We start from the raw sequence: 15,637 nt of genomic DNA on the forward strand, positions 1-15,637 counted from the left end.
TGGCAAGCCAGCTCCCACAGGGATTAGTGTCATTTACAGAACCAATGTGGGAGCTGGCTTGCCAACGATGGGGCCAATAAGGGCACCAAATCTCATCGGCTCAACGCACGGGCCAGAAACGGCGCAGTCTTGCTCTTCTTGCTCGCCGCAACCTTCTGCGGCGTGCCAGCGGCGACAATCCTGCCGCCCTGATCCCCCGCTCCCGGCCCAATGTCGATCACCCAGTCACTCTGCGCAACCACGCGCATTTCGTGCTCGACCACGATCACCGTGTGCCCCGCCGTCACCAACGTGTCCAGTTGCTCCAATAGCCGATCGACATCGCGCGGATGCAATCCTGTGGTCGGCTCATCCAGCACATACAGCGTCGCACCACGTTGGTTGCGCTGTAACTCGGTGGCCAGTTTGATCCGTTGCGCTTCACCGCCCGACAGCTCCGTGGCCGGTTGCCCGAGCCTTAAATACCCGAGGCCGATATCACGCAGCACCTCCAGCGAACGCCGAATCCCCGGCTGCCCGGCAAACACCGTCACCGCCTCATCGACGGTCAATTGCAGCACCTGCGCGATGCTCAAGCCCTCCCAAAGAATTGCCAGCGTCTGCGGGTTGTACCGCGCGCCATGACAGGTCGGGCACGGCGCGTACACGCTGGGCATGAACAACAATTCCACGCTGACAAAGCCTTCACCCTCGCACGTGGCGCAACGGCCCTTGGCGACGTTGAAGGAGAATTGCCCGGCGTCGTAACCCGCAGCCCTGGCTTCGGGCGTCGCGGCGAACAGCTTGCGCACGTTATCGAACAGGCCGGTGTAGGTCGCCAGATTGGAGCGCGGCGTGCGGCCGATGGGTTTCTGATCGACTTGCACCAGCCGTTTGATCGACTCCAGCCCTGACGTGACCTGACCGCTGCTGAGCTGCGGCGCATCATCTTCAAGGCTGAGTTCTTCAGGCTCCGCCTCGGCAGTCGGCCGCCCGAGTTGCGCGCCGACCAGCTCCAGCAACGCCTGACTGACCAGACTCGACTTGCCGGACCCGGACACGCCGGTCACCGAAGTGAAGCAGCCCAGCGGGAATTCAGCGCTGAGATTATTCAGGTTGTTGCGAGTGATACCGTCCAGTTTCAACCACGCCGTCGGCTTGCGTGCCGCACGGGTTGGCCGCCCGGTTTCGGCAAACAGATAAGCGCGAGTCTGCGACGCTTCAATCCCGGCCAATCCTGCCGGAGGGCCGCTGTACAACACCTGCCCACCCTGCTCGCCCGCCGCCGGACCGACGTCGATCAACCAGTCGGCGCGGCGCATGGTTTCCAGATCATGCTCGACCACGAACAGCGTGTTGCCGTCGGCCTTCAGCCGTTGCAAAGCCTCGAACAGCGCCTCGCCGTCCGCCGGGTGCAAACCGGCCGAGGGTTCGTCGAGCACATAGATCACGCCAAACAGTTGCGACCCCAATTGTGTCGCCAGCCGCAAACGCTGCAACTCACCGGACGACAATGTCGGCGTGCTGCGCTCCAGCGCCAGATAACCGAGGCCCAGGTCGGTCAGCGTACTGACCCGCTCCAGCAGATCCTCGGCAATACGCTGCGCCGCCAGACGTTTCTCCAGTGACAGGTTCGGCGTGTGCCGCACGTCCGGCGCGCTGGCATGCCCACTGGCGCCATGGGCCACCCGTTGCTGACGGGCCTCACGGGTTTGCGCATGGCTCAAGGTCTCGCCGGTTTCCTCGGCGTGCTCCAGATAACTCTGCGCCGCGACGGGCCGCAACACCTCGGCCACTTGCAGCAACGGCATCTGCGACAGCTCGCCAATGTCGTAGCCGGCAAAGGTCACCGACAACGCTTCACGCTTGAGGCGTTTGCCGTCACACAACGGGCAAGGGCTGCCGAGCATGAACTGCGAAACGCGCTTCTTCATCAGCGCACTTTGCGAGTGGGTGAAGGTGTGGAGGATGTAGCGGCGCGCACCGGTGAAGGTGCCTTGGTAGCTCGGCTCCATTTTGCGCTTGAGGGCGACGCGGGTTTCTTCCGGGGTCAGCCCGGCGTACACCGGCACGGTCGGGGTTTCTTCGGTGAAGAGAATCCAGTCGCGCTGCTTTTTCGGCAGTTTCTTCCACCGGATGTCGACGTCGATGCCCATGGTCACGAGGATGTCGCGCAGGTTCTGCCCTTGCCACGCCAGCGGCCAGGACGCCACAGCGCGTTGGCGGATCGTCAGGTTCGGATCGGGCACCATCAGCGCTTCGGTGACTTCGTAGACCCGGCCAAGGCCATGACACTGCGGGCAGGCGCCCTGCGGGGTGTTAGGCGAGAAATCCTCGGCGTACAACATGGTCTGCCCCGGCGGGTAACTGCCGGCACGGGAATAGAGCATGCGGATCAGACTCGATAACGTGGTGACGCTGCCCACCGACGAGCGCGTACTCGGCGTGCCGCGCTGTTGTTGCAGGGCCACGGCGGGCGGCAGGCCTTCGATGGAATCGACGTCCGGTACGCCGACCTGATCAATCAGGCGTCGTGCATACGGTGCCACCGACTCGAAGTAACGCCGCTGCGCTTCGGCGTACAGAGTCGAAAATGCCAGCGAGGATTTGCCCGAACCGGACACCCCGGTGAACACCACCAGCGCATCGCGGGGGATGTCGATGTCGACGTTCTTCAGGTTATGTTCACGGGCGCCCCGCACTCGAACCATGCCGGCGGGCGCTTTGGAATTACGCTTGGAAGTCATTGGCGGGCCTTGATCGGAAGATTGCTTGAAAAACTCTGGTGCCAGATCAGATCTCTATGACTAGTGAGTTTTGTGCGACAGGTGAGTTCCTGTGGCGAGGGGATTTATCCCCGATCGGCTGCGCAGCAGTCGTAGATCCTGCCCCCTCGGTATACCTGAAGAAATGCAGGGGAGCGCTTCGCACTCCATCGGGGATAAATCCCCTCGCCACAAGTAATTTCCTTACACCTCGGGTAGTTTCCTTACACTTCAGGTAGCTTTCTTACACATCAGGTAACTTCCTTGCGCCACAGAATCCCGGTAGACACAGGGTTCTGTCAGTCAGGCATTAAGCACCGCACGAATCATCTGCAGCATCGCCTCCGGGCTGTACGGTTTACCCAGCAAATGCGTATCGGGGCTCAGTTGGTGATTGCGGGAAATGATGTCGCGGGTATGCCCGGAGGTGAACAGTACTGCCACCGGCGGCGTCTGCACCTTGGCCCAGGCAAACAGGTCGGAGCTTTTGATCAGGCCCGGCATGACCACGTCGGTGAAGATCAGGTCGACCTCGACACCTTCCAGCAGCATTTGCATCGCCACATCGCCGTTACCGGCGGTCAATACGCGATAGCCTTCTTCGCGCAGCAACTCGACCGCGGAGGCACGTACCGCGTCGTTGTCCTCGACCACCAGAATCGATTCGTGGCCACCGCTCTGCTGCCGTTGCAAGTTGGGCGCTTCATCAAGGATCGGGCGCAAACTGCGCGGAAAGTACAACTGCACGCGCGTGCCTTCACCCACAGCACTGTCGATGTCGACGTGGCCGCCGCTCTGTTTGACGAAACCGAAGACCATGCTCAAACCCAGCCCGGTGCCTTGGCCGTCCGCCTTGGTGGTGAAAAACGGTTCGAACACCTGCTCCAGAATGTGCGCCGGGATCCCCGCGCCGCTGTCGCTGACCGCCACCCTTACAAACTCGCCGGGGACGATGCCTTTGCCGGCACAGAACTCGCGGTCGAGCCGCACATTGGCCGCGCTGAGCGCAATGGTGCCCTCACCTTTCATGGCATCGCGGGCATTGATCGCCAGATTGAGAATGGCGTTTTCCAGCTGATTGCGATCGACGTTGATGTGCCACGGCACAGGCGGCAGTTGCACATCAATCTGAATGGTTTCGCCCAGTGCCCGCTGCAGCAACTCACCGACGCCTTCGAAGATCTGCTGCGGATTGCACACCGCCGGCGACAGCGGCTGACGACGGGCAAATGCGAGCAACTGCGAAGACAGCTTGGCTCCGCGTTCCACTGCTGCCAGCGAAGCACTGACGCGGCGCTGCACGTTGGCGTTGTCGGGCTCGTGCCGGGCCAGCAAGTGCAGGTTGCCGGCGATCACTTGCAGCAGATTATTGAAGTCATGGGCAACGCCGCCGGTCAGACCGCCGATGGCCTCAAGCTTCTGCGACTGGCGCAACTGTTCTTCAGCCGCCAGCCGCGCCTCGACTTCTTCGCCGACGCGCTGTTCGAGATTACGGGTGAATTTGAGCAGGGATTCTTCAGCATTCTTGCGTTCATGAATATCGATCAACACCCCGGGGAAACGCAGCGGCCGGCCGTCCTCATCAAACTCGCAACCACCGCTGGCCAGCACCCAGATGTAACTGCCATCGCTGCGCATGACCCGATACTCAGCGTTGTACGGCTCGCCGGTCTGCACGGAATGCGCAACACGTTCCTGCACCCAGGCGAAATCATCGGGGTGGACGCGCGACTCGGCGATGTCTTGAGCCAGGTTGCTCAGGTCCTGATCCGGTGGATAGGAGAACGTGCGGGCAAAACGTTCGTCCGCCGACAGCCTGTTGTTCTTCACGTCCCATACAAACGAGCCGAGCAAGGCCCCGGCATTCAGCGCCAGGCGCACCCGTTCATTGTCGGCGCGATAGGCATCTTCGGCCGCCTGGCGCAGGCGCTCGGAATGCATGAATTCGGTGGTCTCGACCACCATCGCCATGACCCCGGCCGGCTCGCCGTCATCGTTGGCCACCGGGCTGTAATACAGGTCCATCCAGACATCTTCGGGGACGCCGTCGCGCAACAGCACCAGCTCTTTGTTGCGGAACGACAAGGTGCCGCCGGCCAGACAGGTATCGACCACATGCCGGTTGAATTCGGCGACTTCCGGCCAGCCCAGCTCCACCGGCACACCGAGCAGATATGGATGGCGGCCACCGGCAAATTTCGAGTAGGCGTCGTTGTAGATCATGTAGCCGGCACGGCCCCAAAGCATGACCATCGGCAGCGGCGAGGCCAGCATCAATTGCACCGTGCTGCACAGGCTCGCCGGCCAGCTATGCAACGGGCCAAGTTCGGTGTGGCGCCAATCGAACGCGCGGATGCGTTCGGCCATTTCGCCTTGCCAGCCATCACAACCGTGGCTATCGGATAAAAACTGCATCGACTGACTCGGTGTCCTGTGGTGATTGCCCGATAAATCGCAACGCCAGAACGACGCGACGCCCGTCTGTTTCGAGCGTCTTCAGTCGTATTGGTTTCATTTGAGGTATAGCCGATTTCATCGCCGTTCGGAGGCTAGACCCCGATCAGGTGTTTGAGCGGATGGTAGCCAGTTTTCATCTTCGCGGCGACGTCGAGAATGGCTTTTTCGATGCCGTTCAAATGCATACAGGTCAGCTCGATGGCGGCGCTCTGATTGCCGGCCTCGATGTATTCGATCAGGCGCAGGTGTTCGTCATCGCGGCACACCTCGTGGCTGTCGTCATCCAGTGCAGCGGCATACAGCGAGGCGCGCGAGATCAGTTTCTGGAACCAGTCGAGCAACACCGGGTTGTTCAGACTGCGCGCCAGTTTGATGTGGAACTCGCCAAGCAGATGGATCAGCCGTTCGTGGTCACCGGCAGCGTGGGCTTCATCCTCCAGCAATAAATGTTCACGCAAGTCCTGCATCGCCGCGCTGTCCTTGCGTCGGCACAGTTCGGTGACGATGCCGATCTCGATCAGCCGGCGAGTTTCGAACAGCGAACGGATTTCTTCATTGCTCGGCAGCGACACCGATGCCCCTTTATTGGGCTCGGTAGTGACCAGTCCATCGGCCTCCAACTGCTTCAATGCAGCGCGCACCGACGTGCGGCTGACATTAAATAATTCGGCCAGCGAGGCCTCGCCCAGCTTCATCCCCGGGCGCAACGAACGCTTGCTGATCGCCTCGTAAACCCCTTGGTAGACGCGGTCGACCGTGGTTTCCAGTTTCTTCTCGGTCATTCGAACACTCCTTTGGCGTCGGGCAACCATCCCCTGGCGATGCACGGCCATGGAAAAAGGGGGTTGCACACGCAGATTAATCCGGGTATTTCTAAATTGCATTCAGATATTGCATACAATAAATAGAGGATTGCACCATTATGGGTCAACCAATAGCAATTGAAGTGCGCAACGTCTCCAAGCGGTACTCCGATGATCCAGGCCTCGCGCCGGCCCTCGACAATGTTTCGGTGGACATTGACGACAACGAATTCTTTACCCTGCTAGGCCCCTCGGGCTGCGGTAAAACCACCCTGCTGCGCACCATCGCCGGCTTCGAACACGTCAGTGAAGGCGAGATTCGCCTGGCGGGCGAACCGGTCAACGATCTGCCGCCATTCAAGCGCCGGGTCAACACGGTGTTCCAGAGTTACGCGCTGTTTCCGCACATGAGTGTGGCGCAGAATATCGCCTTCGGGCTCGAGATGCAGGGTCTTGAGCGCAAGTTGATTGCCGATCGCGTCAACGAAATGCTCGCACTGGTGCAAATGGAGCATCTGGCCGGACGTAAACCCGCGGAATTGTCCGGTGGACAGCAGCAGCGCGTGGCTCTGGCCCGGGCCTTGGCGCCGAAACCGAAAGTGCTGTTGCTCGACGAACCGCTGTCAGCGCTCGACCTCAAGCTGCGCAAGGAAATGCAGGTCGAACTCAAGCGCGTGCAGAAAGAAGCCGGCATCACTTTTATCTTCGTCACCCACGATCAGGAAGAAGCGCTGACCCTGTCCGACCGCATCGCCGTGATGTCGGCCGGCAAGATCCTGCAGATCGGTACCCCGACCGATATCTACGAGCACCCCAAACATCGCTTTGTCGCGCAGTTTATCGGCGACATCAACTTCCTCCCCGGCCAGCTCAAGCACGGCGAACACAACGAAAAACTCTTCGTGCCCAACGGCATGCCGGTCGAGATTGCCTGCCAGCCGCAGGGCTTCAATGGCAGCAGCGTGCAACTGGCGTTCCGCCCGGAGCGTTCGCAACTGGTCGACGCCAGCCAGCCGCATCACCTGCGTGGCGTCATCGAAGCGGTGCTCTACGTCGGCACCGCGACGCTGTACCAGTGCCGGCTGAACAACGACATCAAAGTCATGCTGCGCGAAAACAACGAAGGCCTGAACCCTGGTCGCGCGGTCGGCGAACGCGTTGCCGTGCACCTTCCACCGCACGCCTGCCTGTTGATGGAGGCCTGAGATGAGCGTCAGCAGCACTTCCCCTGCCCTCAACCGCGCGCTGTTGCTCAGCCCGGTGGTGTTGACCCTGCTCGCCCTGATCGCCATTCCGCTGGGGATCATGGGCTACATCAGCCTGCTGCCGCGCAACACCTACGGTGGCGTCGACTGGCAAGCGCAATGGCAACTGCAAAGTTACGTGCAGCTGTTTTTCCAGGAAGGTTTTGACGGCGAACTGGAACTGAACTGGGTCTATGCCCAAGCGTTGCTGCGCTCGGTGCTGCAGGCCGGTGGCACCACCGTGTTGTGTTTCCTGTTCGGTTTTCCGGTGGCGTTGTGGATGTCGAGCCTGACCCCGCGCCGACGCAACCTGATGGTCTTGCTGATCACCATTCCGTTCTGGACCAACCTGCTGATCCGCAACTACGCGTGGCTGATCATCCTGCGCGAACACGGTTGGGTCGCACAAAGCCTTAACGCGCTGTTCCCGAGTGCCGGCGGGATCACCCTGCTCTACAACGATTTCGCGGTAAGTGTCGGTCTGGTCTACAGCTTCCTGCCGTTCATGATTCTGCCGATCTATTCGACGCTGGAAAAACTCGACTGGCGTCTGGTGGAAGCCGCTTATGACCTCGGGGCGAATCGCTGGCACGCGTTGCGCCGCATCATTCTGCCGCTGTCGATGCCGGGCGTGATTGCCGGCGCGTTGCTGGTGTTCGTGCCGAGCCTCGGCGCCTTCATCACCCCGGCGATTCTTGGCGGCGGCAAGACTTTGATGATCGGCAACCTGATCCAGCAACAGTTCGGCACCGCGCGCAACTGGCCGCTGGGCAGTTCGCTGTCATTCCTGTTGCTGGCGATTCTGCTGGTGTCGCTGGTGCTTTACGCGCTGTACAGCCGTCGCACGGCGAAGACCATCAATCGGGGGGCGAAAGCATGATTTCCCTGCACCTGAAAAAACTCCCGGCAACCCGCGAAATCAGCCTGCTGATCCTCGCTTATCTGTACCTGCCGATCTTTGTGTTGATCGCCTACAGCTTCAACGCCAACCGTTCGGCAACGGTGTGGACCGAGTTTTCCTTTGCCTGGTACGGGCGAATTCTGGCCAACCCGTCGATTCAGACGGCGGCGCTGAATTCGATCATCGTCGCAACCATTGCCACAGTCTGCGCCACGGCGATTGCGCTGCTCGCGGCACTGGCCACGTACCGGCCGTTCTACGGGCAGAAAATGGTCGAGGGCGGGATCAACCTGCCGCTGATCCTGCCGGAGATCGTTACCGCTGTGGCAACCCTGCTGCTGTTCATGGCGCTGGGCATCAAGCTCGGTTTGCTGACGGTGATCGTCGCGCACATCGGCTTCTGCATTCCTTTTGCTTATCTGCCGATCCGTGCGCGCCTCAACGATCTGGACAAGAGCCTGCTGGAAGCGGCGAACGATCTGTACGCCAATCCATGGCAGGTGTTCCGCCGCGTGACCTTGCCGTTGCTGTGGCCGGCGGTGTTGTCCGGTGCGGTGCTGGCGTTCGTGGTCAGCCTCGACGATTTCATCATGACCTTCTTCGTCGCTGGGCCGGGTTCAACGACGTTGCCGGTGTACATCTTCTCGGCGATCAAGGCTGGCGTCACACCGGAGATCAACGCGATCTCGGCGCTGATGCTGCTGATCTCGATTGTCCTGGTGGTGCTGGCCTTCTGGCTGGGCCAACGCGGTAAACAACAATAAATCTGGAGCACTCTCATGAAAGTCAAAAGCATGCGTTTGGCAGTATCCGGTCTGGCCCTGAGTTGTTTCGCCGCGTTCGGCGCCCACGCCGCTGAACCAAAAGAACTGTTTTTCTACAACTGGACCGACTACTACCCGGTCGATCTGCTGGCCAAATTCGAGAAGGAAACCGGAATCAAAGTGACCATGGACGGTTACGACAGCAACGAAACCCTCCTGGCCAAATTGCAGGCCGGCGGCGCCGCGTACGACGTGATCGTGCCGTCGCAGTCGATCATGCAGACGCTGATCAAGCAGGACCTGCTGATGGAAATCGACGCGCCGAGCCTGAGCAACTTCCAGTACGTCAAAGGGCCGTTCCGCGATCCGAGTTTCGACCCCGGACGCAAGTTCTCGGCGCCGTATCTGTGGGGCACCACCGGCTTCTCCTACGACAGCGCGCGGGTGCCGGGCGGCAAACTGGATGACTCGTGGAAAGAGTTCTTCGAACCGCGCAAAGAGCTGCAAGGCCAACTCGCCGCGCTCGACACATCGAGCAGCGTGATCAACGCCGCCAGCCATTACCTGAACGTCGACGAATGCAGCGAAAACCCGCAGGACGCCAAGCGCATTCTGGAATTGCTGCAAAAACAGAAACCGTTTTTGAAGATGTACAGCTCCGACAACACCGTCGACCGCATGGCTTCGGGCGAGGTGATCATGATGCAGAACTGGAACGGCTCGACCGCACGGGCGACCTTGCAGAAGAGCACGATCAAGTACGTCTATCCGCGTGAAGGCGTGGCGATGTTCCAGGACAACTTCGCCGTGCCGAAAAGCGCGCCGCATCCAGGTAACGCGAAGATCTTTATCGACTGGATGATGAAGCCGGAGAACGCCGCCGCCGTGTCGAACGCCATTGCTTACGCCAACGGGATTCAAAGCGATTCGTTGCTTGATCCGAAGTGGAAGGTCATGGACGCGATCAACATGCCGGAGGAATACGCCTCGCGTTTGCGCCCGGAGAAGGAATGCAGCAACAAGGCTCGGGAGCTGCAGGATCGGATCTGGTCGAAGCTCAAGGGTTGATCGGCTGACTTGAAACCGAGGCGCGCTTATCGCTGGCAAGCCAGCTCCCACAGGGATCTGTGTCGCATACAAAAAGTGGGCACACCTCGACACCTGTGGGAGCTGGCTTGCCAGCGATGAGGCCCGCCCAGACACCATTGAACTAGAGGTAAAGAAATGACCCAGCCACACTGGCTACGCAACGTGCGCCCCTACGGCGCCGCCGCCGAAGACCTGCTGATCGAAAACGGCCGGTTTGCTCAACGCCGCCCGGCCAACAATGCACCGCTGGGCGCCACTGACATCGACGGCCACAACCAATTGCTCACCAGCGCTTTGGTCGAAAGCCACGTCCACCTCGACAAAACCCTCTACGGCCAACCCTGGCGCCCAAACAGCGCCGGGCCGACGCTCAAGGACTACATCAGCAACGAGCGCCGTATCCTCCGTGAAGTTACCGCGCCGATCGCCGAACGCGCCGGCGCGCTGTTGGAAAACTGCATCGCCCGCGGTTCGCTGACGATGCGCTGCCACGTCGACATCGACCCGGAATTCGGCCTGCGCCACGTCGAAGCCATGCAGCAATTGCGCGAACGTTACAAAGACCTGATCGACTTGCAACTGGTGGTATTCCCGCAAACCGGTTTGATCAGCCGCCCCGGCACCGCCGAATTGATGCGCGAAGCGATGGCGCTGGGCGTGGAAAACGTTGGTGGACTCGACCCTTGCGGCATCGACAACGACCCGATTGCGCAACTGGATTTCGTCTTCAAACTGGCGGCCGAGTTCGGTCGTGGCGTGGATATTCACCTGCACGACAAAGGTGAGCTGGGCTTGTGGCAGATCGCGCTGATCGCTGACTACACCGAGCGTTTCGGCCTGCACAACCGGGTAATGATCAGCCACGCCTATTGCCTCGGCATGTTGCCGTGGAGCCAAGTCAAACCGGTTGCCGAGCGCTTGGCGGCGCTGGGGATTTCGCTGATGAGTTCAGCGCCGGCCGACACCGCCGTGCCACCGTTTCTGGCGTTGCGCGAGGCCGGGGTGAACGTCTGCCTGGGTTCCGACGGCATTCGTGATGCGTGGTCGCCGATGGGCAATGGCGACATGCTCGAACGGGCGATGTTGCTGGCGTTTCGCTTTGACCTGGGCAAGGACGATGAACTGGCGGCGGCGTTTGACGCGGCCACGGTGAATGGCGCTCGGGCGCTGGGCATTGAGGATTACGGCTTTGCGCTCGGTCAGCGCGCGGACTTCTTGCTGATGCCGGTTGAAACCCTTGGCGAAGCCGTCGTTGCGCGGCCATTGCGCCAGGTCTATCGCGCGGGTTGCTTGATCGCCAGTGGCGGTCGCTTGCTGGACAGCCGTCTGTGAAACGCATCGGCCTGCGCGCCAGTTGCGTGGTCGGCTTCGACGGCACGCAGCATGTGCTGTGGCGCGACGGTGAAGTGGTGTTTGCCGGCTCGCGTATCGAATTTGTCGGCCGTGGTTATCAGGGGCCGGTGGATCAGTGGATCGACTACGGCAACGCGTTGATCGGTCCCGGCTTCATCGACCTGGATGCGCTGGGCGATCTCGATTCCACGGTGCTGACGCTGGACAACGGCGACGAGCGCGCCATGGGCCGCATGTGGTCTGCCGAGTATCTGGCCGCCGGCCCGCGTGAAACTTACAGCCCGGAAGAAGAGGTCTTCAAATACCGCTACGCCTTCACCCAGTTGATCCGCAACGGCATCACCACGGTGATGCCGATCACCTCTATGTACTACCGCGAGTGGGCGGAAACCTACGACGAATTTGCCGCCGTCGCCGACGTTGCCGGTGAACTCGGTTTACGCACTTACCTCGGCCCCTGCTACATGAGTGGCATGAGTTATTGGCAGGCCGACGGCACCTTGGCCCATCACTGGGATGAGGCTCGCGGGTTGGCCGGCCTTGATGCGGCAGAACGTTTCTTCAAGGATTTTGACGGCACGCATGACGGCTTGATTCGCGGCGCGCTGCTGCCCGATCGCATCCAGACCTGCACCCCGGCGCTGCTGCAACGCACCTCGGCGCTGAGCCGCGAACTGAATGCGCCGATGCGCCTGCATTGCTGTCAGGCGCTCAGCGAAGTGGCGATGGTCGAGCAATTGCGCGGCACCTCGCCGCTCGGTTGGTTGCAGCAGTTGAACTTGCTCACGCCGCGCAGTCTGTTGCCGCACGGCATTTACACCACGGGCGATGACGACTTGCAGCGGGTCATTGATGGCGGCGCGAGTCTGGTGCATTGCCCGTTGGTGTTCGCCCGTGATGGCGAGGCGCTGAACTCGTTCGGTCGCTACCGGGCCAAAGGCATCAACTTTGCCCTCGGCACTGATACCTGGCCGGCAGATCTGCTGGAAAACATGCGCCACGGTTTGAACATCGCGCGGTGGATGGAGAGCGGCTCGGCGCTGACCCGCAGCCTTGATCTGTACAACGCCGCCACCCTCGGCGGCGCGCGGGCGCTGGGGCGTGATGACCTCGGGCGTCTGGCCCCCGGCGCTAAAGCCGACATCACCGTGTTCAGCCTGCGCGGCCTGCATTTGGGGCCGTTGTTCGACCCTTTGAAAAACCTGCTGTTGGCCGGGCGCGGCGACGATTGCATCGCCAGTTACATCGACGGTCGTTGCGTGATGCACGACGGTCAGGTCAGCGGCGTCGACTACCCCGCCCTGCAACGCCAGGCGCAACGCCAATTTGAAAAGCTCATGCGCAGCCACAGCGACCGCGCCTTTGCCCGACCGGACTGGAAAACCCTGTTCCAGCCGGCCATTCCGTTCGCCGATGACTACAGCGCCGACGCGCCATTGAGCGCCATCGATCCAGTTTCCTAGAGGTTTTTGCCATGCACAGTTTTGATTTCAGCCAACTCAGCCCACGGGAAAAATACAAGATCCTGATCGGCAGCGTCGTGCCCCGGCCGATTGCGCTGGTAACCACCATCGATGGCGAGGGCCGGATCAATGCCGCGCCGTTCAGTTTCTTTAATGCGCTGTCGGCAGACCCACCGATCCTCGCGTTGGGCGTGGAGAACTACGGCGATCAGAGCCCGAAAGACACCACGCGCAATATCCAGCTCAATCAGGAATTCACCGTGAACATCGTCAGCGATGCACTGGTGGAAGCCATGAATGTCTGCGCTGTGCCGTTCGCGCCGGGCTTCGATGAGCTGACCGCTGCAGGGCTGACGGCGATTGCCGGCACCACGGTGAAATGCCCACGCATCGGCGAAGCCCCGGTGGCGCTGGAGTGCCGGCGGATGATGGCACTGAACATCGGCCAGTCGCGGGAGATCATTTTTGGCGAGGTATTGATGGCGCATGTGCGCGATGAGTTGATCGACCCGAAAACCTTGTACATCGATCAATTGGGGCTGGATGCGATTGGCCGGATGGGCGGCCATGGTTACGCGCGCACCCGCGATTACTTCGATTTGCCGACCCGCTCGTTGCAAGCGTGGACGGAGGCACCGGGCGGTGGCGAACGGTTTTGGCCCGCTGGCAAATAAACGCCAACAGCAAAAGATCGCAGCCTGCGGCAGCTCCTACTGATCGTTCCCACGCTCCGCGTGGGAATGCCGCCATGGACGCTCTGCGTCCACTGTGACGCGGAGCGTCACGGGATGCGTTCCCACGCAGAGCGTGGGAACGATCAATGCATTCCCCCTGTAGGAGTTGCCGCAGGCTGCGATCTTTTGATCTTTCAGTCAGTGCCGTATTTCGGCGAACGCGGGCCGTACAGCAGGCCTGCGTGCTGACCGGCCGAGAGCAGGCGATTGCTCGCCACACCGGCAATCGGATAACCGGCATCGGTGGAGCTGTTGATGATCTGCTTCACCGCCGCGGTGATCAGCATGCCGATCAGACCGCCACCACCGTTATTGCCGCCCTCTTCGCTCGACGCCCGCGCCGAACCGGTCCACAGCGTGATGCCGCTTTTCAGGTCGACCAGCTTGGCTGTCGCGGTCACTGCCGTTTCACTGCTGATCACCATGTAACGCGTGCCGTATTCGGTCACGGTGATGTACAGCGCCGCGTCCGCACCGAAGATTTCCTGCAGTTTGTTCGGCGGTGCCTGATGGATGTCGTCCGGGGTGGTCAGGCCGTTCTGGCGGAAAGTTTCGTCCACCAGCGCGATCGGCAACACGTAGTAACCGGCCTCGGCCAGCGGGAACGTCACTTGCGACAACAGGCTGTACGAGGCCTTCACATCCGGCGAGGTGTTCAGCGGCGGCAACACAAGAATGGTCTTCGGCCGCGCCTGTTTGTAGGCCGAATAATCCACGGACTTGGGCGCAACGCAGCCACCGAGTACGGTCAGGGCCAAACCGGCGGCCAATAGTTTCAGCGTACGCGAGATCATTGGGCGTCTCCGGTCTTGGCGTTTTTAAGCAGAAAATCCATGTACGGGCCAGACTCGGGGAACAGCGCTTTCTCGGTGCGGAACTGCTGCACCATCTGATCGTCCTTGCCCATGCTCAGATAGAGCAAGCCAAGGTGCGCGTGGTAACCCGGCGGCACGGCTTTGCCTGTAGAGCGGATCTTTTGCAGGTCACGTTCGAGCACTTCAGCCTGCGCTTCTTTCGGCTCTTCGCCCTTGAAGTATTCGTAGACCTGCGGTTGGTAGTCTTCCCACTGGTACAGGGTTTTCGGGCCGGCACAACCGGCCAGCAGGGCACTGGCGGCCAGCGTCAGCGCCATCAGCGAGCGCGACAACGTCAAATTCATGGGTGTTGCTCCTTGCAATCAATGGGCGTCGATCAGTTGCCCGGCTTCCAGGCACCGGCGTTCATGCCATCGACCAGACGATTGATCGCCTCGCGCATGGCCAGATCCAGTACTTTGCCGTTGAGGGTGGAGTCGTACGCAGCGGTGCCGCCGAAGCCGACGATTTCGCGGTTGGACAAGGCGTACTCGCCAGCGCCTTGCGTCGAATAAACCACTTCGGAAGTGCTGATGTTAACGATGTTCAAGTTGACCTTGGCGTAAGCGATCTGGGTCTTGCCACGGCCGAGAATGCCGAACAACTGGTGATCGCCAATCTCTTTGCGGCCGAACTCGGTAACGTCACCGGTGACCACGTAATCAGCACCTTTCAAGCGCTGGGCCTGGCCCTTGATTGCCGCTTCCTGCTGGATTTCGCCCATGTTGTCGCGATCCAGCACGCTGAAGCGGTTGGTCTGCTGCAAGTGGGTAATCAGAATGGTCTTGGCCTGACCGCCGAGACGGTCGACGCCGTCGGAGAAGATGCCGCGCATGTAGCTGGAGCGGTTGTCGAACTTGCCCACGGCCATTGGCACACGAACGCCGGTCCAGACTTGAGTGGCGCTTTCAACCTTGGCCACCGGCAACGCGCGGGAGCTTTCGGTGGCGCAGCCGGCGAGCGTGCTGGCCAACGTGCCGAGCACAGCAATCGCAACGCCTGAAACCAACATCCGGGAGAACATTCTCACTGAGTATTCCTTTTGTAAAACAGGGGTATCCCGGCACGACAAACGTGGTGGGGAGCGGAAAAGGGCCGGCATTATGACAAAGTGCCATCACTACTAACAGGTTTTTTTGACGCCAACGAATTGGCTTGCTCACCCTCTGTAGGAGCTGCCGAAGGCTGCGATCTTTTGATCTTCAACAACAAGATCAAAAGATCGCAGCCT

The 15,637-nt window shown here is 60.8% G+C and carries 13 protein-coding genes; 7 read left to right on the forward strand and 6 right to left on the reverse strand.

Annotation, left to right across the window (positions count from 1 at the left end; genetic code table 11):
* Window positions 1-92: 92 nt before the first annotated feature.
* The 3 genes from EJA70_RS05370 to EJA70_RS05380 all read right to left on the reverse strand — a co-directional run bounded on the left by EJA70_RS05370 (window position 93) and on the right by EJA70_RS05380 (window position 5,983).
* Window positions 93-2,726 (reverse strand): excinuclease ABC subunit UvrA, encoded by a 2,634-nt coding sequence (locus tag EJA70_RS05370; RefSeq protein WP_158830058.1) that lies wholly within the window; start codon window positions 2,724-2,726, stop codon window positions 93-95.
* A 321-nt stretch (window positions 2,727-3,047) separates the two neighbouring features.
* Complete coding sequence (locus EJA70_RS05375) at window positions 3,048-5,159, reverse strand: PAS domain-containing sensor histidine kinase (RefSeq protein WP_158830059.1); 2,112 nt, start codon at window positions 5,157-5,159, stop codon at window positions 3,048-3,050.
* A 134-nt stretch (window positions 5,160-5,293) separates the two neighbouring features.
* Complete coding sequence (locus EJA70_RS05380) at window positions 5,294-5,983, reverse strand: GntR family transcriptional regulator (RefSeq protein WP_008085895.1); 690 nt, start codon at window positions 5,981-5,983, stop codon at window positions 5,294-5,296.
* A 140-nt stretch (window positions 5,984-6,123) separates the two neighbouring features.
* Between EJA70_RS05380 and EJA70_RS05385 the strand changes: the two genes are divergently transcribed.
* From EJA70_RS05385 to EJA70_RS05415, 7 genes are all read left to right on the forward strand, one after another.
* The gene (locus tag EJA70_RS05385) at window positions 6,124-7,209 is read left to right on the forward strand and encodes an ABC transporter ATP-binding protein (protein ID WP_158830060.1); all 1,086 of its coding nucleotides are present in this window, start codon (window positions 6,124-6,126) and stop codon (window positions 7,207-7,209) included.
* Between the two features lies 1 nt (window position 7,210).
* Window positions 7,211-8,128 carry an ABC transporter permease gene (locus EJA70_RS05390; protein ID WP_158830061.1) on the forward strand — a complete coding sequence of 306 codons (918 nt, stop codon included), beginning with the start codon at window positions 7,211-7,213 and terminating at the stop codon, window positions 8,126-8,128.
* Window positions 8,125-8,913: an ABC transporter permease gene (locus EJA70_RS05395; protein WP_158830062.1), complete on the forward strand. Its 789-nt coding sequence runs from the start codon at window positions 8,125-8,127 to the stop codon at window positions 8,911-8,913. The genes EJA70_RS05390 and EJA70_RS05395 overlap by 4 nt, the downstream gene beginning before the upstream one ends.
* Before the next feature lie 15 nt (window positions 8,914-8,928).
* Window positions 8,929-9,981, forward strand: coding sequence for an extracellular solute-binding protein (locus EJA70_RS05400; protein WP_158830063.1), 1,053 nt, complete (start codon window positions 8,929-8,931; stop codon window positions 9,979-9,981).
* A 156-nt stretch (window positions 9,982-10,137) separates the two neighbouring features.
* Window positions 10,138-11,334 carry an amidohydrolase family protein gene (locus EJA70_RS05405; RefSeq protein WP_158830064.1) on the forward strand — a complete coding sequence of 399 codons (1,197 nt, stop codon included), beginning with the start codon at window positions 10,138-10,140 and terminating at the stop codon, window positions 11,332-11,334.
* Window positions 11,331-12,818: an amidohydrolase family protein gene (locus tag EJA70_RS05410; RefSeq protein ID WP_158830065.1), complete on the forward strand. Its 1,488-nt coding sequence runs from the start codon at window positions 11,331-11,333 to the stop codon at window positions 12,816-12,818. Before EJA70_RS05405 ends, EJA70_RS05410 begins: the two co-directional genes overlap by 4 nt.
* A gap of 11 nt (window positions 12,819-12,829) precedes the next feature.
* On the forward strand, window positions 12,830-13,492 hold the full coding sequence (locus tag EJA70_RS05415; RefSeq protein WP_008085884.1) for a flavin reductase family protein: 663 nt from the start codon (window positions 12,830-12,832) through the stop codon (window positions 13,490-13,492).
* A gap of 194 nt (window positions 13,493-13,686) precedes the next feature.
* Here the strand turns inward: EJA70_RS05415 and EJA70_RS05420 are convergent, their stop codons facing one another.
* The 3 genes from EJA70_RS05420 to EJA70_RS05430 are packed head-to-tail and all read right to left on the reverse strand — an operon-like array spanning window position 13,687 to window position 15,430.
* The gene (locus EJA70_RS05420; protein WP_158830066.1) at window positions 13,687-14,346 is read right to left on the reverse strand and encodes a DUF799 domain-containing protein; all 660 of its coding nucleotides are present in this window, start codon (window positions 14,344-14,346) and stop codon (window positions 13,687-13,689) included.
* Window positions 14,343-14,711, reverse strand: coding sequence for a DUF4810 domain-containing protein (locus EJA70_RS05425; RefSeq protein WP_008085881.1), 369 nt, complete (start codon window positions 14,709-14,711; stop codon window positions 14,343-14,345). Before EJA70_RS05425 ends, EJA70_RS05420 begins: the two co-directional genes overlap by 4 nt.
* Before the next feature lie 32 nt (window positions 14,712-14,743).
* Complete coding sequence (locus tag EJA70_RS05430; RefSeq protein WP_178116832.1) at window positions 14,744-15,430, reverse strand: CsgG/HfaB family protein; 687 nt, start codon at window positions 15,428-15,430, stop codon at window positions 14,744-14,746.
* Window positions 15,431-15,637 lie beyond the last annotated feature (207 nt).

Origin of the sequence: Pseudomonas sp. PB103 (assembly GCF_009764635.1) — a bacterium.
Classification (GTDB): Bacteria; Pseudomonadota; Gammaproteobacteria; order Pseudomonadales; family Pseudomonadaceae; genus Aquipseudomonas.